Genomic DNA, 18,877 nt, shown 5'->3' with positions numbered 1-18,877 from the left:
CACGGCCCCCTCAGGTCTGCGGCGCGGTGGTCTGGCGAAGAAAATCCTCAAGCTCGGCGGGTGACGGCATCGCCGGCGCGCATCCGAACCGGGACACCACCATTGCGGCGGCCGCGGATCCGCGCAGCACCGCGTCCCGCATCGAACGTTCCTCGGCAAGCGACGCCAGCAACTGGGCCAGAAACGCATCGCCCGCCCCCATCGGCTTGATCGCGGTCACGGGGAAGATGCCGGTCTCGAAGCTTTCAACGCCGTCGAAGACAATCGAGCCCTTCTCGCCCATCTTGTAGACAACCGTTTTCTGCCGCCCGAGCTCCCTGGCAAGAAGCCTGCCGCCTTCCGTGGAACCGTCTGCGACAACGGCAAATTCATCGTCGTTGCCGACCACAAGATCCGACAGATCGATGGCCGACCGGTAGGTGTCGGACGCCTCCCGGCTGCCCGGCCAGGAATAGGGCCGGTAATCGAGATCGAGCACAACAAGACCGCCAGCATCCTGAGCCCGCTCCATCGCCTGAAGGGTCGCCCGTCTGGAGGGCTGCGCCGCCAGCGCCGTCCCGGTCACCACCAGCGCGGCAAAGGTCTTGAAATCGACTTCCGCGATCTGCGCTTCGTCCAGTAGCAGGTCCGACGCGTTGTTCCGGTAGAGCGTGTTCTGGGTGTCTTCGATCCGCGTTTCGGTCACCGCAAGCGACGTGCGCGACCCGTCGGCAAGCATTTTCACGTGGGTGGTGTCGACACCGTAGCGCTCCAATTCACGTCGCACGAAACGCCCGACACTGTCGTCGGACACGCAGGTCAACAGGCTGACCGCGAGGCCCTGCCGTGCGAGACCCGCGGCAATATTGCCCGACGATCCGCCCAGCGCGGCGGCGAAACGCGTTGCCGTTTCCGCGGCGCTTCCCGGCGGATCGGCATAAAGGTCCATGCCGGCCCGGCCAAGCACGAGAAACCTGGAACGTGGTGTCAGGCCATGACGCATGCAGATCGCCTCTCCGTGACTACGCCCATCTTGATCGGGCAGCCAGCCACGCCATTCGCGTCCTGGCGTTGTTCCAGCTCGGTCATGAATTTCGTCCCCTCCCGGAATAGACCTCTTGCGGCGGCATGGGCTCTTGACGGGACAAGCTAAGCGGTGTTTAGCTGTTTTGCAAGCGGTTGCAAAAATTGGATCGATCGGGATGGAAACGCGCAAAATTGGTGTCGGCATTGTCGGCGGCGGCTATATGGGCAAGGCCCATGCAGTGGCGATGCAGGCGGTCGGCGCGGTCTTCGACACGCGCCTGCGCCCGTCGCTGGAGATGGTGTGCACGACAACGGCCGAAGGCGCCGCGCGCAAGGCCCGCGAACTCGGCTTTGCAGCCGCGACCGACGATTGGCGCGTGCTTGTTACCAACCCGGCCGTGGAAGCCGTCGTAATCGCATCGCCGCAAGACACGCATCTGAAAATCGCGGCGGCGGCTTTTGAGCTGGGCAAGCCGGTTTTTTGCGAAAAACCGCTGGGCAAGGATCTTGCGGACAGCCGGGCGATGACCGCTGCCGCCAAGGCGTCCGGCTGCATCAACATGGTCGGCTTCAACTATATCCGCACACCGGCCTCACAGCTGGCTCGGGAAATCATCGAGGCGGGAGAGATCGGAGAGATCACCTATTTCCGCGGCGAACACACCGAGGATTTTTATGCCAACCCGGCAATCCCCGCCACCTGGCGAGCCAAGGGCCGGGCCACAGGCGCCCTGGGCGATCTCAGCCCTCATATCATCAATGCGTCCCAGGCCCTCGCGGGGCCGATGGAAAAGGTGTTGGCCGAAATCGAAACGGTGGTGACGGAGCGCCCCGGCCAGGACGGTCCGAAGACCGTCACCAATGACGATCATGCCCAGCTCATGTGCCGCTTCTCGTCCGGCGCACTCGGCGCCCTATACATCAGCAGAACGGCCTTCGGCCGCAAGATGGGCTATGCCTATGACATTTATGGCACCAAGGGCTCCATCCGCTTCGACCAGGAAGACCAGAACGCGCTCTGGCTCTATGAAGGCGGCCAGTCCCCCTCCCGCGAGGGCTTCCGGAAGATCCTCACCGGGCCGCACCATCCCGACTACGCTCCTTTCTGCCAGGGAGCCGGTCACGGCACCGGCTACCAGGACCAGATCATCATCGAGGCCAAGGATTTCCTGAAGGCCATTGAGACCGGCACCAATCTCTGGCCGGCCTTCGAGGACGGTCTCTATGTCAACCAGGTCATCGAGGCGGCCTGGCAGTCTTACGAAGCCCAGAGCTGGATCAAGCTCGCAGACGTCTAGGGTTACGACCCGACATTTTCCGGAACCACATCATGACAATCAAGATCGGCAACGCCCCCTGTTCCTGGGGCGTCGAATTTGCGGACGATCCGCGCAACCCCGCCTGGCAGGACGTGCTCGACCAGTGCAGGGACGCAGGTTACCGCGGCATCGAACTCGGTCCTGTCGGCTACATGCCGGAAGATCCGGTTGAACTCGGCGACGCGCTCGCCGCGCGCGGGCTCGAACTGATTGGCGGCGTCGTCTTTCGCCCCTTTCACGATCCCGGCAAATGGGACGAGGTGCAGGACGGCGCGATGCGTACCTGCAAGGCCTTGAAGGCCCATGGCGCGACGCATCTTGTGATCATCGACAGCATCTCGCCGCGCCGGGCGCCAACGGCCGGGCGGCCAGACGAGGCCGTCGCCATGACGGCTTCCGAATGGTCCGGGTTCCGCGACCGCATTCTGGATGTCGCCAGGATGGCAAGCGAGGACTATGGACTGACCCCGGCCATTCACCCTCACGCAGCCGGCTTCCTGGATTTCGAACCTGAGATCGAAAGGCTTCTGGAGGAGATTGATCCCGCGCTGCTCAAGATCTGCCTCGACACGGGCCACAGTCTTTATGCGGGATTTGACCCACTCGCCTTCATGGACCGCTACATGGAGAGGATCTCCTACATGCATTTCAAGGACATCGATCCCGTTGTGCGGGCCAGGGTCATTGCCGCCAGAACGGATTTCTACCAGGCCTGCGGCGACGGCATCTTCTGCAATCTCGGCAAGGGAGCGGTTGACTTTCCCGCGGTGAAGAAGCGCCTGGAGACGGCCGGCTTTGGCGGCTGGTGCACCGTCGAGCAGGACTGCGACCCGGACAAGGCGCAGTCTCCGCTGGACGACGCCATCGAAAACAGAACCTATTTGCGCACCATCGGTTTCGAGGCCTGACCATGAGCAAACTGACCTGGGCAATGATCGGCGGCGGCAAGGGCTCGCAGATCGGCCCGACCCATCGCATCAGCGCCGGACTGGACGGCCATTTTCATCTGGTGGCCAGCGCGCTCGACGCCGATCCGGAACGCGGCAAGGCCTTTGCCATTGACCTCGGCATCGCACCCGAGCGCGCCTACGGGTCTTGGCAGGAGATGCTAGAGGAGGAACGCGACCGGTCCGACCGCCCGGATCTCGTGACCGTGGCCACCCCCAACGCCACGCATTACGAGATCACGAGCGCCTTCCTGACGGCAGGCTTCGACGTCTTGTGCGAGAAGCCGCTCACCATGACCACGCAGGAAGCCGAACGGATCGTCGCGATCACCCGCGAAACCGGACGCGTCTGCGCCGTCAACTACGGCTACAGCGGCTACCCGCTGGTACGCCAGATGCGGGCCATGGTCGCTGCCGGCGATCTCGGCCGGATTCGTCTGATCAAGGCCGAATTTGCCCATGGCTTTCATGCAGATGCCGAAGAGGCGGACAATCCGCGTGTCCGCTGGCGCTACGACCCCGCACAGGCCGGCGTTTCCGCCGTCTTTGCGGATGCGGGCATTCATGCCTTTCACATGGCCTGTTTCGTGTCCGGACAAGCCCCGAGAGAAGTTTCGGCGGATTTTGCATCGCTTGTCGGCGACCGCCAGCTTGAAGACGATGCCATGCTGAACATCCGCCTCGATGGTGGCGCGCTCTGCCGGCTGTGGACCAGTGCGGTGGCGATCGGGCGCATGCATGGTCTGACCCTGCAGGTCTTCGGGGAAAAGGGCGGACTGTCCTGGCAACAGCAGCATCCCGAGCAGTTGCTGTTCACCCCGCTCGGAGGCAGAACCCAGATCCTGGAACGCGGCGATGCGGGTCTATCGGCCGAAGCGGTGCGGGCCTCGCGCATCCCGATCGGCCACGCGGAAGGCATGCCGGTCGCCTTTGCCAATATCTATCATGATCTCGCCGACGTGCTGCGCGCCAAAAAGGCCGGTCGCGCTCCGGATCCTTTGGCGCTGCATTATCCGACCGCGGAGGACGGCCTCCTGTCGATGCGCGCCATCGCGGCAGCGGCAAATTCGGCAGGATCCGGAGGTCGCTGGACCGACATCTGATGCGAACCGCTCCACACCTTGGATTGGCCACGACACCCGTTTGCTAAGGCGCCCCGCGCAGCGATCCGCGCTCGATCACCGAGCAGGGGAACAGCCGGATCTCCGGACCGCTCGCGGGCGCCTCCACCATGGCGACGACAAGTTCGACGGAACTCATGATAATGTCGCGGATGGGCTGCCGGATCGTGGTCAGCGCATAAGCATCCCAGCCGGCCATGGCAATGTCGTTGAAACCGAGGATGCCGATATCCTCTGGCACCTGCCGGCCCGCGGCCCGCGCCGCATCGATGGCTCCGATCGCAATCAGGTCATCGCCGCAGAAGACCGCCTCGACCGCATCGTCCGCCAGCACGGCATGCATCGCCTGCCGTCCGGCCTCATAGGAGTAGGTTTCCGCATAGCAGACCTTGACGACCCGCAGACCAAGCTTCTCCGCTTCGGTCAGGAACCCCTTTGCGCGGTCCTGTGTGGACGTCGCCGTTTCCGGCCCGCCCAGAAGGGCGGTGGTCCGATACAAGCGCTCAGCCAGGCATCTGGCCGCCATCGCCCCGCATTGCACGTTGTCGATCCCCACAACATGCACCGGGGTATCGCCCTGATGCTTGCCGAAGGTGTGCACGACGGGAATACCGGCCTCCTGGAACGCGGCGGCAAAGCTGGGCGGCAAGGTCGATGAAGCAACAATAACCCCGTCGACACTGTACTGACGAAGCAGGTTGAGCGACTGCTGCGGCGAGGTTTCTTCCGAAAGATTGACCAGGAGCGGCCGCAAGCCCCGCTCCTGCAAGGCACTTGTGAACAGGTCGAACACATCCAGAAACGCCGGGTTCTGGAAATTGTTGGCAACCAGGCCGATCAGTTTGGTGCGATTGGTCGCCAAGCTTCGGGCAATCAGCGACGGGCTGTAACCGAGTTCCGCGGCGGCTTTCTCAACCTTCTCCCGCGTCTTGGCAGAAACGCTCGCTCCGGGCGTGAATGTGCGCGACACGGCGGACCGCGAAACACCCGCCAGTTCGGCGACTTCCTTGAGTGTGACTGCCAATTCTCTTTCCAGCTGCTGTCATCAGAGGTCGGGACGACGTTACACGAGCAGCCGGTTCGGTCAACCAGATTGCAATCGCTTGCAAAAAAACTTGAAACCCGTGGCTGCGATACGTCTGCCCAGTTGACTTTGATCAGGTCAACGTTCCCGAAACCACGGCATGCTAGGCTGGTTGTCAAAGAACGAGACATCAAGTCGACCAGACTTCGCGAGAAGGCCATGTGGATCTCATGGTTCGGCAAAGCGTTGCCCTGTGAGGGGTAGAGGAGACCGTCAGCAAATGTGCCTCGGCAGAGCAATGCTAATCGCCGGTTTTCTCGTGTTCGGCATGCTTCTGCCCGGACACGCCTCCTCAAGTTCCGATTGCCGCAGCTTGAACATCGCTGCTGCGGAAATTCCGTTTTTCATAGAAAGCGCGGACAAGGGCGCGTTCATTGACTTGATAAGAACCGCAGCCAGACGCGCGAACCTGGATGCCCAAATTGAAGTGTTTCCAAAAATCCGTGCCTTGAGCCTCTTTCAGAACGGCCGGGTAGATGCGCTCCTGCCGCATTCAAGCGCGGGGCAACCGGTGTCTGCCTACAAATCCGTCCCAATCCTGACCAAGCGGGACTTTGTGTTTGTCAGAAAGGGAACCGAAATCCCGCGAACGGTGAAAGACCTTGAGGGAATGCGGATCGGCCTGACCCGGCAATACGCCTACCCCGACACCTTGACCTCAAACGACAAGATTGACTTCAGCCGCGAGCCGAGTTCCGATCTTGAAAACATCCGCATGCTCGCATTGGGTCGTTTCGACGGCGCCATCGTTGAGGAGCGCTCCGGCCTGGAGGCCATTCAGCAGACGGGTCTGGGCATGATCGTCTACGACAAGAACTACCCGATCAATGAACTGCTCGTCTGGTTGCTGTTCACCAAAACTGACTGTGGTCGCTACCAGATGGAAAGCATGAATGTTGAACTCCGGCACATGCAATCCAACGGAGAATGGAGCGCCATTTTGCGCGGCATTCCACCCGAGAGCTGACCCTCCCGGAAGGTCCGCGTCGACCGGTAAAAAACCGGCTCCGCTTTTTCCCAAAACACGTTTTGCCTCCCCGTGTCGTCGCGAATATGCCGCCATGACGCAATTACGCTATTTGGCCCCGTTTTCAGTCGCGATACTGGTGGTCACACATGGGATTTCGAAGCACGCGCCGATGACGAAACCGGGTTCCGCATTTCGATCAATCGCCGCAAGCCCCTGAACGAGAGTAGACTGCAGGACGGAAGGTTCTCACGTCCGGCTGATGGAAAAGGAATGAGACATGTCAGCATTTCCTGACAAGGCACAAATCGTCATCGTCGGTCTGGGCGGCATTGTCGGCGCGTCCATTGCGCATCACCTGATCGAACGCGGCTGGACCGACATTGTAGGCATCGACAAGTCCGGCATTCCGACCGACATCGGCTCGACGGCCCACGCCTCCGACTTCTGCTACACCACCAGCCACGACTACCTGTCGGTCTGGACCACACAGTACTCCATCGAGTTCTTCGACAAGATGGGCCATTACGCCCGCGTCGGCGGCCTGGAAGTCGCTCGCACCGGTGACGACACCTGGATGGAAGAGATCAAGCGCAAGGTGACCTCCGGCAAGGCCTTCGGCACCAATGTCCGCCTGGTCACCCCCGCCGAGATCAAGGAAAAATTCCCGCTGATCGAGGAAGACATGGTCCAGGGCGGCATGTGGGATCCGGATGCCGGCCTCGTCATTCCGCGCTCGCAGACCGTCGCCGGCAAGCTGGTCGACGAAGGCGAAAAGACCGGCAAGCTGAAATCTTTCGCCAACACGCCGGCCCAGTCGCTGATCGTCGAGGACGGCCACATCAAGGGCGTGAAGACCCACCGCGGGACGATCATGGCTGACCATGTCATCGTCTGCGCCGGCCTCTGGGGCCGCCTGATCGCAGAAATGGTCGGAGAAGACCTGCCGGTGATGCCGGTCGACCACCCGCTGACCTTCTTCGGTCCGTATAACGAGTTCGAAGGCACCGGCAAGGACATCGGCTACCCGCTGATGCGCGACCAGGGAAACTCGGCCTATATGCGCGATACGGGCGATCCGAAAACCGCCGAGGGCGGCCAGATCGAATGGGGCTATTACGAGCCAAACGAGCCTCGCATGTGCCATCCGCGCGACCTTCTGGAAAAGGACCAGGCCCGCCTGTCCCCGTCCCAGCGCGACCTGGAAATGGAACAGGTCATGGAGCCGCTCGAACGCGCCATGGAGCTGACCCCGATCCTCGGCGAAATCGGCTACAATGAAGGCCATTCCTTCAACGGTCTGCTGCAGGTCTCCGCCGCCGGCGGCCCGTCCTGCGGCGAAAGCCAGAAGGTGCGCGGCCTTTGGTACTGCGTTGCCATCTGGGTCAAAGACGGTCCGGGCTACGGCAAGCTGATCGCCGACTGGATCACCGACGGACGCACCGAGATCGACCACGCGACCATCGATTATTCCCGCTTCTACGGGCACCAGCTGACCGAGGACTACATCGAAAACCGCTGCTATGAAGCCGCGCAGAAGATCTATTTCCCGGCGATCCACCCGCGTGAGCCCTATGTCTCCAGCCGCGGCGTCAAGCGCTCGCCCTTCTATGAGCGCGAAGTCGAGCTCGGCGGTTACTTCATGGAACTCGGCGGCTGGGAGCGTGCCCATGGCTATGCCGCCAACGAGCATCTCCTGGAGAAATACGGCGACCGGGTACCGGTGCGCGAGAACGAATGGGACAACCGCCACTTCTGGCGCGTCTCCAACGCCGAGCAGCTGGCGCTGAGCGAGGATTGCGGCATCATCAACCTGTCGCATTTCTACATGTTCGATGTCGAGGGCCCGGACCATGTCGAACTGCTGGAATGGCTGTGCGCGGCCAAGATCGGCGGCGACGCCAACATCGGCAAGGGCATCTACACCCACTTCCTCGATGACGAGGGCAATGTCCGCGCCGACCTCACCGTCTTCCGCATGGAAGACCGCTGCCGCATCGTCGACGGCGCCGATGCCGGTCCGCGCGACTATCACTATGTCAAGCGCATCGCCGAGGACAAAGGCTTCAACGTCACCGTCACCGATGTCAGCGAGAAGTTCACCACCATCGGCATCTGGGGTCCGAATGCCCGCGACAATCTGAAGAAGGTCGTATCGGATCCGGCCGCGCTCGATCCGGAAAACTTCCCGTTCGCGGGCATCCGCCAGATCGAGATCGCCGGCAAGTCCGTCATGGCGCTGCGGCTTTCCTATGTCGGCGAGCAGGGCTGGGAATTGCACATGAAGTATGAGGACGGCCTGGCCGTCTGGGACGCGCTGCGCTCGACCGGCGTGATCGCGGTCGGCGTGGAGACCTATGCAAACTCCCGGCGCATGGAAAAATCCCTGCGTCTGCAGAATGCCGACCTCCTGACCCAGTACAATCTCTACGAGGCGGACCTCGCCCGTCCGAAGGTCAAGGAAGCCGACTTCCGCGGCAAGGCCAAACACCTGGAATACCGCGCCCGCGACAAGCAGCCGGCCATGCTCTGCACCCTGGTGATGACGGACAACACCGATGCCAATGGCGTCAAGCGTTTCCCCGTCGGCGCCATGCCGGTGCAGGATCCGGACACCGGCAAGACCCTGGTCGACAGCCTGGGCCGCATTTCCTATACGACCTCGGTCGCCTATGGCCCGACCATCGGCAAGAACATCGCGCTCGCCTACCTGCCGCAGGAATACTGCGAAGTCGGCCGCAAGCTGACCGTGGAGTATTTCTCCGAGACCTACCCGGTGGAGGTTGCCGGCGTCGGCTACGCGCCGCTCTATGACCCGGAAAACACCAAACCGCGGTCCTGATCTCAACAAAAAACGGCGGGCACATTGCCCGCCGTTTTCTTTCAAACTCCGATGAGTTGCGTCACGTTGTATACCCCTTGCCCTTCTCCGCCAGGCTCGACAGCGCCTCGAAGGCACCCGGGCCGGCAGCAAGAACAGGACCACTTTCCAGAATGGCGCTCCCGTCCACCGGAAACGGGCGGTAACGACCACCGGCTTCCGAAACCAGGCAGTAGCCGGCCAGACAGTCCCAGGCATGCATCGACGGCTCGAAGAAACCGGCCAGGCGTCCGGCCGCGACCATGGCCAGCATCTGCGCGCCCGAGCCCGTGCGGATGTAATTGCCGCCCAATGCCATAAGGCCGGAGATCAGCGCACCGACACGTTCCGGCGGCACCGACTGGTTTGCGCCGATGCCGGTCAGGCTGTTCTGCAGCGTCATCGACATATCCAGCTTCAGCGTCACGCCGTTGAGGGTTGCCCCGGCCCCTTTCATCGCCTTAAAGGTCTCGTCATCGCAAGGCACCCGGATCACGCCGATTACAGGTTCCCCGCCGAAAAGCAGCGCAATGGACACACACCAGTTGGTATGGCCGTGAACGAAGGCAGAGGTGCCGTCGATCGGGTCGACCACCCAGGTGTAACCACTGCCGCTTGTCTGAAAGCCGTGCTCCTCGCCCAGAATGCCGTCTTCCGGAAAGGCTTCGGCGATCCGCGCCCGGATCAGCGTTTCGACAGTGCGGTCCGCGATCGAGACGACATCCTGAAGACCGCCCTTGACCTCGATTGTCAGCTCCTTGCGGCGGCGGAAATAGTCGAAGGCCATCGCCCCGGCATCCACCGCGATGTCTGTTGCCAGCCGAAACCGGGCTTCAAGATCGCGGGTGACAGAAGCAAGGTTCGCAATCTCTGAAATCATGTCAGGCCTCGATCAGCGCCAGGCCGCGGTTCCGGAACCCGAGGGACACAGTGGACTTAGGCGCCAAGGAGCGCTCGACCGCGTGGTCGATGACGAAGAAATTTCCGACCTTTGTCTCGACCTCATATTCGACGTGATCGCCGAGATAAGCCGCCGTCAGGATCTCGCCGCCGAGCCCGGATGTCGCTTCCGGGTTAAGCACAACCGCCCCGGGCCGGACCGCCAGCCGAGCCTTGCCCGTGGTGGCCTGGCGCGCGCGCAGCCGGTGCTTGAGGCCGCCGACGTCGATCAGGGCATCGTCCCCGTCCCGGCCGACAATCTCGCAGGAGACCACATTCGCCTCACCCATGAAATCGGCGATGAACTCGGAAACCGGTTCTTCGTAAAGCGCGCGCGGCGCGCCCTCCTGGGCAATCTCTCCGTCCTTCATCACCACGATCCGGTCGGAAACAGCCAGAGCTTCGTCCTGATCATGGGTGACATAGACGGCGGTGAAACCGAGCCGCTGTTGCAATTCGCGGATTTCGGTCCGCACCCGGCGGCGCAGGCGCGCATCGAGATTGGAGAGCGGCTCGTCCAGCAGCAGCACCTGCGGATTGAGCACCAGCGCGCGCGCGACGGCGACGCGCTGCTGCTGGCCGCCGGAGAGTTCCGCCGGCAGGCGGTGGCCCATGCCGGAAAGACCGACCTGATCAAGCCCCTCCTCGGCGCGTTCCCGAGCCTCCCTTTTTTTGAAGCCGGACGATTCCAGACCGTAGGCGACGTTGTCGAGCGCGTTCATGTGCGGGAAAAGCGCGTAGGATTGGAACACCATGGAGACGTCCCGCTCATGGGCCGGCATCAGGGTGACATCGCGCCCACCGATCAGGATCCTGCCTGATGTCGGATGCTCCAGCCCGGCCAGCATGCGCAAGGTGGTGGTCTTGCCGCAGCCTGACGGCCCGAGCAGGGTTACCAGCGTGCCCGGCTCGATGGTGATGGATAGGTCCGGGATGGCGGTGAAGGTGCCGAAGTCCTTGCGGACGTTTTCAAAGACGACGGAACCGGGTTTGAGCTCGCTCATGCGGTTTTCTCCTGCGTGAAGCGGATTTTCTGGGATTTGGAGACGCCGGCGACCCGGTTTTCACGGCGCAGGCGCCGTTCACCGACCAAGAGCTGGAAGCCGGCAATCACCGTGATCATCACGAAGATCAGCATCGAGGAATAGGCGATCGCGATGCCGTATTCGCCGTTCTCGACCAGGCCGACAATGTAGGAGGTCGCCATGTTGTATTCTGCGCTGACCAGGAAGATCACCGCACTGATCGAGGTGATCGCCCGGACGAAGGAATAGACCAGCGCCGCGGTGATGGCCGGCCGGAGCAGCGGCAGGATCACCTTGCGCAGGGTCCGGGCGCTGTTGGCGCGCAGCGTCAGCGAAGCCTCGTCCAGGCTCTTGTCGAGCTGGCTCATGGCCGCGATGCCGCCGCGCACACCGACCGGCATGTTCCGGAACACGAAACAGGCGACCAGGATCAAAGCCGAACCGGTCATTTCCAGCGGCGGCAGGTTGAAGGCCATGATGTAGCTGATGCCGATAACCGTGCCGGGAATGGCGAAGCTCATCATCAGCGCGAATTCGAAGGCGTTCTTGCCGGCGAATTTCTGTCGCACGATGATATAGGCGGTCAAAAGTCCGACGGCCGCGGTGAGCGGCGCCGAGATCAGCGCGATCTCCATGGTGGTCCAGAAGGAATTCCAGGCAACGCCGGTCCAGACCAGACCGTCTTCCCCGAAGCTGACCGAGAAGGCACGCGCGTAGTGTTCCAGCGTCAGGGAATTGTCGAGACCCCAGGTCTTCACGAAACCACCGACCAGGATCATGCCGTAGACGACGACGGTGAAGCCCATCCAGGGCAAGACGAGGCCGTAGACGGAGATCGACAGGCTTTTCGGCAGGCCGGCATGTGCGCCGCTGTCGCCCTTGCCGGTGACGGTTGCGAAGTTCTTGCCCGACAGCCACAGGCGCTGCGCCAGGAAGGCGGACAGGGTGAAAGACAGCAGGATGATCGCAAGCACCGCCGCCCGCGACGGGTCGATCTGCGATCCGACAACCGCGAAGAAGATCTCGGTGGAAAGCACCCCATGGCTGCCGCCGAGCACCAGCGGATTGCCGAAATCGGCCATGCTTTCGATGAAGCCGATCAGGAAGGCGTTGGCCAGCCCAGGTTTCATCAGTGGCAGCGACACCCGCCAGAAGGTGCGCCAGCGGTCGGCGCGCAGCGTTTGGGAGGCTTCCTCCATGGACGGGCTGACACCTTCGACGACACCGATCAGCACCAGGAAGGAAATCGGCGTGAAGGACAGCACCTGGGCGATCCAGATGCCCGTAAGGCCGTAGAGCCAGCGGCTCGGTTCAATGCCGAACAACGTGTCCAGTGCCTCGGTGACGACACCGGACCGGCCGAACAGCAGTGTCAGTGCAAGACCGATCACGAAAGGCGGCGTGATGATCGGCAGAACCGTCAGGAGCCGCAGGCCTTTCTTGAACGGAAAACGGGTGCGTGTGGCCACGAGGGCGAAGGCGAGACCCAGAATGGTCGATCCGAGACCCGACATCACCGCCAGAAACAGCGTGCGCCAGGCAACGCCGCAGCGGTTGCCGCCGACGACACAGTCCAGGCTCCAGATGGCCGGGTCCTGCATGTTTTGGATGAACCCGTCGGGCTTGAACGACCCGTCGAAATCCTGAACCGACCCGGCGAACATCGAACCGATCGGATAGAAGATGAACACGGTCACCAGGAAGATCAGGATTGTGATCGACCCGACGACAAAGGCATCGCCCTTCATGAAGCCGCGTTCGGCCAGGCCGAACGCGATAAAGAGAACGAAGATCAGGGAGACCAGGATGGCGCCCGCGCCCATGGCGGGTTGCCCGAGCGGCAAGGCTCCGAACATGGTTTCAGGAAAGGTCCAGGCCCAGCCGATGAAACTGATGGCAAGCCCCTGCAGCGCCATGAACACGATGCCGGCCGCGCCGGTTGCCACCAGCAACTTGCTGCGTGTATCGGCGGACACAACAAAACGCGCGCTGGCGCCGATCAGGAACAGGAGCAAGGCCACCGCCAGCCAGGAACGGCCTTCAGAAAGGATCTGCAGCAGACCCGGCGCGAGATCGGAGCCGGTCGGAAACGCCGACAGCCACTCAAAGGCGTAGAAGCCGCCTTCCACCCGGTACCAGGGCACGAAGAGAAAAGCGAACACGCCCAGCCCGAGCAGCACGTTCAGCCGTTTGTTGCCACTGTGCATGGCCACCCCGTTTGTCATTTTGATTGGAAAACCCGCATCTTAATCCATGCGCGCGCGAGACCCGCGGGAGAAGGGATCGTTCCCCCGCGGGCTGCTTCGGAGTTCGGGATCAGTTGGCGATGGCGCCAATCTCGTTGTCCCAACGCTCCAGGAGACGCTTGCGTGTTTCCGGGTTGCCGTAAGTCGCGAAGTCGTAGTCGATCAGCTTGATGTCTTCGAACTTCGGTGCTTCCGGCGGCACTTCGGCAGCCTTGTTGGACGGCAGCTGGAAGGACTTGGCGTCCTTCATGCGCGACTGGACTTCCGGTGTCAGTGCCCAGTCGTACCAGATCTTGGCATTGTCCATGTTCTTGGCGCCCTTGACGATCGACATGGAGCCGATTTCGTAGCCGGTACCTTCACACGGCGCGATGGCCTTGACCGGGAAACCGGAAGCGGCCTGGGCAATGGCGTCATGCATGAAGACGATGCCGAGACCGGTCTCGCCGCGCGCGGCCGCCTTAACAGGCGCCGAACCGGATTTGGTGTACTGGGAGACATTGTCGTTGAGCTTCTTCAGGTATTCGAAAGCTTCGTCCTCGCCCATGATCTGGACCAGCGACGCCAGCGCCGTATAGGCGGTGCCCGAGGAGTTCGGGTTGGCGACCTGGACTTCGCCCTTCAGTTCCGGCTTCAGGAGATCGGCCCAGCAGCCCGGCTCCGCGATGCCCTTGTCCTTCAGGATGTCGGTGTTGTAGCCCCAGCCGAGCGCACCGGCATATACGCCGACGGTCCGGTGACCGGAGCTGGCCGCCTGAAGCTGCGCCCAGGCATGCAATTCGCCGAGTTTCTCCGACTCGTATTTTTCGGTCAGGCCTTCGGACGCCGCCTGCAGATGGGGATCGCCGGTGCCGCCCCACCAGATATCGGTCTTCGGATTGCGGGCTTCGGCGCGGATCTTGGCGTAGCTTTCACCCGACGACAGGCGGACCATATTGACCTTGATGTCGTGCTTGGCTTCGAAGTCGCCCTGAAGCTGCTCGCAGATCACCACATCGGCGGAGCAGATGACATTCAGGTCGCCTGCCGCTTGGGCTGCCGATACGGTCAAGGTGGCCGCTGTCGCAAGCATGGCGATGGAAAGGGATTTCAGTGACATGGTTTCCTCCACTTTTGGCTTTCAGCCAGGTGTCCGCCTGTATCCGGCAGACTGTTGTTCAGCCCTCGGGCTGGGGTCGTAACCGGGCACAGTTTTCCTGTTCGGAGCCGTTGGAACGGTCCGTTGCCGGTCAGATTCAAATGTCGAAGTCCGGTCCTCTACTGGGTCTCGACGGAACTGGCGCCCTCCAGCACCTCCTTGTCGAAACGGTCGAGCAAACGTCGCCTTTGTTCAGGTGAACCGAATGTGGCGAAGTCATAATCGACCATACGGATGAGCGAGATATCGGGCGCGGCCGGCGGCAGCGCGGCCCTGGCGTTTGACGGGATCTGGTTCTGGCCCGATTGAGCTCCGGTTGCCTGGCCTTCCGGGCTCATCGCGAAATCGACAAAGCGCCGCGCATTGCCCATATTCCTTGCGCCCTTGACGATGCTGACGGCGCCGATCTCATAACCAGTGCCCTCGCAGGGCGCGACGATCACCAGCGGCGCGCCGGCCAGTTTCTGGGTCACGGCGTCATGAATGAAAGAAATGCCGATCCCCGCCTCACCGCGCGCGGCCGCCTTGACCGGCGCCGCGCCGGACGTGGTGAACTGGGGAATGTTCTTCGCCAGTGCCGCCAGATAGGCGAAGGCCTCGTCCTCTCCCAGTAGCTGAATGAGGGTGGCAAGCACGGTAAAGGCAGTGCCGGAGGTTTTCGGATTGGCCATCAGAACCAGGCCGCGATAGCGCGGGCCTGTCAGGTCCTTCCAGCAGGACGGTGTCGGCACGTCCCTGTCTTCCAGGATTTCGGAATTATAGGCAAATCCGAGCGCGCCCGCATAAACGCCGGAAGCCTTGCCCCCGGACATCTGGAAAAAATTGTGCGCCCAGGGCAGTGCATCTTCGGAATGGGCCGGCTGGTAAGCTTCCAATAGCCCTTCCGCGGCCCCCTGCAGATGGGTATCGCCGGTACCGCCCCACCACACATCGACATGAGGTTCGTCCTGTTCGTCCCGGATCTGGTCGAGGATCTCGCCGGTGCTTCTGCGTTCCATGGCGACCCGAAGACCGGTTTCGGTCTCGAACGCGGCTTCCATGGTCGCGCACCAGTCTTCGTCAACGCCGCACAGGACATTGAGGTCCTGCGCCGAAGCATTGGTAAGCGCAGCACACAGCCAGAGGGCCGCACCCGCTCCGAGTGACGTGACAAGCTTCATGGTTCCTCCCAGACCGAGGCAGCGCCCCGGTTGCTCATTACCATGGCAGAAGCCCCCGTCATCGCAACAGATGTTTGGTTACCGTTGTTTCGCCGGGAAAGAAAAAGAGTTACAAATATTACAAGCCTTACAATTGTGACAAGCACTTGAAAAACCTAGGCTTTGCATATTCGAGCGGCATGCATATGATGTCCCGCGGGAGGACACAAGTTTGCTGAATGAACGCATCAGTATCCTGATCGTGGAGGACGATCCGGATATGGCGGAACTGATATCGGACCTGGTCGAGGCGGAAGGCTGGCAGCCTGTCGCCGTACGCTCGGCGGAGGACGCTGCCGGCCGTCTCGCCGAACGGGCGTTTGACCTGGTTCTGGTCGATCACAATCTGCCGGGGATGTCCGGCCGGGTGTTTGCCCAGAAACTGCGTTCCACGACCGATATCGGCATTGTCATGGTCACGGCGGCAGGCAGCGCCGCCGAGCGGGTTCTCGGTTTGGAGACCGCTGCGGACGATTATGTCGTCAAGCCGTTCGAGCCCATCGAGCTCACGGCCCGCATCAAGGCCGTGCTGCGGCGTTTGCACCCGGCCCTGAAAGGCGAACGCGATCCGCTGACGGTTCACCATGAGCCGACCGCGCTGCGGCTCGGCGACTGGGTGATCGATCTGGTGAACCGCAAGGCGGTGTGTACATCGCACCCGTCCCGGACACTGACCTCCTCGGAGTTCTCGCTTCTGGAAATCCTGGCGGCGACCCCCAATGAACCGGTCAGCCGGACGACCATCCTGGAACAGCTGGGGGCGGAAACCGACCGGCTGATCGACCGCAATGTCGACGTGCTCGTCTTGCGCCTGCGCCGCAAGATCGAACGCAACCCGGACCTGCCGCAACACATCAAGACCCGCCGCGGAAAGGGCTATATCCTGCATCAGGATCCGGCCCGCCTCACCGGATGATCACCCGCCCGCTTCTCTCCTCGATTGCCTTCCGGCTGCCGGCGGCCATCGTCCTGATCTGCGTCGTTGCCTTCGCGCTTTCGGCCATCGCGATCTACGGCCTGCTGAAAGCGCGGGAGGAAACCGCCGCCTATGGCCTTCAGGCCTATTCCAGCCTCGCCGACGCGGCCCTGGTCTCGCGCCAGGTCTCCGACCTGGTGTCCAGCGCCCCCTTCCTCATGAACGCGACCTCGCCCTATACGGTCTCCTCCAAGAGCCGGGCGCTCGTCGCGCAGGTCGATGCGCTGCTCGGCGCCCTGCCCGAGTATCCACCGGACAAGCAAGCCTACAGAAACGCCAATGCCCAGGTCTCCTCCCTGCTTCAGCAGATCCGGACCCAGACGCTTGCGCTCGCGTCTCGGGCCGAAACGGCCCAGGGGCACAAGGAAGAAGTGTCGTCCGCGCTCGGCGTCATTGCCGTTGGCGAGACACTCGCCCAGAAACGGCTCAGCCAGCGGCTCAACGCCATCGTCCATTCCGTTTCCAGTGCAGGTTCCCTGTTTCAGCTCGGTGAACTGCGCCGCCGATATGTCGCCGAAACCAGTCAGCTGTCTCTGCAGGAAGAGGCATTGCAGCCTTATGAGCGGGTCTTTGCCGCACAGACCAGGTATCTCATGGAAATGTTCGGCGTGCGCACCGCCATCGCGCAATTGCACACCATCGCCCGCGAGTTGTCCTTCGCCACCGAGACCCAGTCCGAAAGGGTGACGCAAACGCTGAACGAGGATTTCCAGTCGACCTCCGCAACCCTGCAGCAGCTCCTGGTCATCGTCGCGGCAGCGTCCCTGCTGGTGCTGACCATCGCCGCCCTGTCGATCCGCTCCGCGATCCGCGTCTCCAGGGGCATCGTGTCTCTTTCCAGTGGCATGAACGCCCTCGCCAAGGGCCAGAAGGATGTCGGACCTCCTGTCTACCAGGGCGATGAAACCGAGCTGCTGGACCTGCAGCGCTCCTTTCAGGCGTTCAAGGAAAGTGTCGACCGTGTCACCCGTCTGAGACGAACGGCGGAGGCGGCCGCCCGTACGATCCGATCCACTTTCAGGAGCATGAACGAGGGCATCGCCATCTTTGACGCCAGCGGCCAGCCTGTAACCATGAACCGGCGCGTGATCGAGCTGATCGGCCACAAGGGCTCCGCTCGCAAGTTGTCACTGGTTCAGTTTCTGTCCCCGATCCCGGAAATCGAGGCCGGGACATTGCCGGGCGGACCGGACGCCCGGCCGCTGAGCAAACCGGTTTCCGTCCGCCACCGGGCCTCGGACGGCTCGGTCACGGAAATCTCCCTCTCCCGGCAAAGCGACGACGGTGTCGTCCTGCTCGCCCGTGACGTCACCCTTCTGGACCGGCAGGAGGCCGAGTCGGCCAAGGCCATGCGCCTCGACGGCATCATGCGGCTCACCCATCAGCTCAGCCATGAAGTCGGCAACACCATCGGCATCATCACCGGCAGCCTGGGCCTCCTGGAGAGAGAGGGCGGTTTCAACGACAAGCAGCAGCGCAACATCGCCCGCATCCGAAAGGCGGCCGACAGAGGCCGCTCGCTCGCCAGCAGCATGCTCACCATCGGCCGCCAGCAACCGATCAATTTCAGCCGAACCGAGATCTCCCCGGTTCTGCGCGCCATGGCGGACATCCTGGAAATTGCCATCGGCGAAAGCTGCAAGCTGACGCTGGAGCTGGACAACGACCTGCCGCAACTTGTCCTGGACCCGGAACTCTTCGAACAGTCCGTGCTCAACCTGTGCCTCAACGCAGCCGCCGCCATGCCGAACGGTGGTCCTGTCGTCGTCAAGACCTTTGCCCAGGAAGACAACGTTGTCGTGTCCGTGACGGATACGGGGATCGGCATGACCGCGGAACAGGTCGACAAGGCTTTTGAACCTTATTTCACCACACGGACGGATGATGGCGGCGCTGGCCTGGGCCTTGCCGTTGTCTACGGATTTGTGCGCCAGAGCGGCGGACGGGCGACCATTCTGTCCACGCCCGGAGAAGGCACAACGGTCGAACTGCGCTTTCCGGTTGGGCAGGATACAGTTTAAAGGCAAGTCGCACATTCAATGGCCGCCAAT

General features: G+C 62.3%; 14 protein-coding genes. 7 read left to right on the top strand and 7 right to left on the bottom strand.

Going from position 1 to position 18,877, the window contains the following annotated elements:
* Positions 1–10: 10 nt before the first annotated feature.
* Positions 11–982 carry a 5-dehydro-2-deoxygluconokinase gene (gene iolC, locus M0H32_RS23115; protein WP_248158014.1) on the bottom strand — a complete coding sequence of 324 codons (972 nt, stop codon included), beginning with the start codon at positions 980–982 and terminating at the stop codon, positions 11–13.
* 199 nt (positions 983–1,181) lie between these two features.
* Here iolC and M0H32_RS23110 point away from each other — a divergent pair, with 199 nt between their 5' ends.
* The 3 genes from M0H32_RS23110 to M0H32_RS23100 are packed head-to-tail and all read left to right on the top strand — an operon-like array spanning position 1,182 to position 4,374.
* Positions 1,182–2,303 carry a Gfo/Idh/MocA family protein gene (locus tag M0H32_RS23110; protein WP_248158012.1) on the top strand — a complete coding sequence of 374 codons (1,122 nt, stop codon included), beginning with the start codon at positions 1,182–1,184 and terminating at the stop codon, positions 2,301–2,303.
* Between the two features lie 32 nt (positions 2,304–2,335).
* Positions 2,336–3,232, top strand: a complete 897-nt coding sequence (locus M0H32_RS23105) for a TIM barrel protein (RefSeq protein WP_248158010.1) — start codon at positions 2,336–2,338, stop codon at positions 3,230–3,232.
* 2 nt (positions 3,233–3,234) lie between these two features.
* A complete protein-coding gene (locus M0H32_RS23100; protein WP_248158008.1) occupies positions 3,235–4,374 on the top strand; it encodes a Gfo/Idh/MocA family protein in 1,140 nt (379 codons plus the stop codon).
* Between the two features lie 43 nt (positions 4,375–4,417).
* On the opposite strand, the gene M0H32_RS23095 is transcribed toward M0H32_RS23100, so the two are convergent.
* Entirely contained in the window at positions 4,418–5,416 is a 999-nt protein-coding gene (locus M0H32_RS23095) for a LacI family DNA-binding transcriptional regulator (protein WP_248158006.1), read from the bottom strand.
* A 373-nt stretch (positions 5,417–5,789) separates the two neighbouring features.
* Between M0H32_RS23095 and M0H32_RS23090 the strand changes: the two genes are divergently transcribed.
* Positions 5,790–6,443, top strand: coding sequence for a substrate-binding periplasmic protein (locus tag M0H32_RS23090; RefSeq protein WP_248158004.1), 654 nt, complete (start codon positions 5,790–5,792; stop codon positions 6,441–6,443).
* Between the two features lie 280 nt (positions 6,444–6,723).
* Positions 6,724–9,285 carry a GcvT family protein gene (locus tag M0H32_RS23085; RefSeq protein ID WP_248158002.1) on the top strand — a complete coding sequence of 854 codons (2,562 nt, stop codon included), beginning with the start codon at positions 6,724–6,726 and terminating at the stop codon, positions 9,283–9,285.
* Between the two features lie 61 nt (positions 9,286–9,346).
* Here M0H32_RS23085 and M0H32_RS23080 read toward each other — a convergent pair whose 3' ends face one another.
* The 5 genes from M0H32_RS23080 to M0H32_RS23060 all read right to left on the bottom strand — a co-directional run bounded on the left by M0H32_RS23080 (position 9,347) and on the right by M0H32_RS23060 (position 15,811).
* Positions 9,347–10,183: an inositol monophosphatase family protein gene (locus tag M0H32_RS23080; protein WP_248158000.1), complete on the bottom strand. Its 837-nt coding sequence runs from the start codon at positions 10,181–10,183 to the stop codon at positions 9,347–9,349.
* Between the two features lies 1 nt (position 10,184).
* A complete protein-coding gene (locus M0H32_RS23075) occupies positions 10,185–11,246 on the bottom strand; it encodes an ABC transporter ATP-binding protein (protein WP_248157998.1) in 1,062 nt (353 codons plus the stop codon).
* Positions 11,243–13,474 (bottom strand): ABC transporter permease, encoded by a 2,232-nt coding sequence (locus tag M0H32_RS23070; RefSeq protein WP_248157997.1) that lies wholly within the window; start codon positions 13,472–13,474, stop codon positions 11,243–11,245. Before M0H32_RS23070 ends, M0H32_RS23075 begins: the two co-directional genes overlap by 4 nt.
* 109 nt (positions 13,475–13,583) lie before the next feature.
* Positions 13,584–14,585, bottom strand: a complete 1,002-nt coding sequence (locus M0H32_RS23065) for an ABC transporter substrate-binding protein (protein WP_248158101.1) — start codon at positions 14,583–14,585, stop codon at positions 13,584–13,586.
* 185 nt (positions 14,586–14,770) lie between these two features.
* Entirely contained in the window at positions 14,771–15,811 is a 1,041-nt protein-coding gene (locus M0H32_RS23060; RefSeq protein WP_248157996.1) for an ABC transporter substrate-binding protein, read from the bottom strand.
* Between the two features lie 259 nt (positions 15,812–16,070).
* Between M0H32_RS23060 and M0H32_RS23055 the strand changes: the two genes are divergently transcribed.
* Positions 16,071–16,766: a response regulator transcription factor gene (locus M0H32_RS23055; RefSeq protein WP_425607358.1), complete on the top strand. Its 696-nt coding sequence runs from the start codon at positions 16,071–16,073 to the stop codon at positions 16,764–16,766.
* Positions 16,763–18,847 (top strand): sensor histidine kinase, encoded by a 2,085-nt coding sequence (locus M0H32_RS23050; protein ID WP_248157994.1) that lies wholly within the window; start codon positions 16,763–16,765, stop codon positions 18,845–18,847. The genes M0H32_RS23055 and M0H32_RS23050 overlap by 4 nt, the downstream gene beginning before the upstream one ends.
* The last annotated feature ends 30 nt before the right edge of the window (positions 18,848–18,877 follow it).

This window comes from Roseibium sediminicola, assembly GCF_023156505.1.
GTDB classification, from domain to species: Bacteria; Pseudomonadota; Alphaproteobacteria; order Rhizobiales; family Stappiaceae; genus Roseibium; species Roseibium sediminicola.
This window is presented reverse-complemented; position numbering and strand designations above follow the sequence as displayed.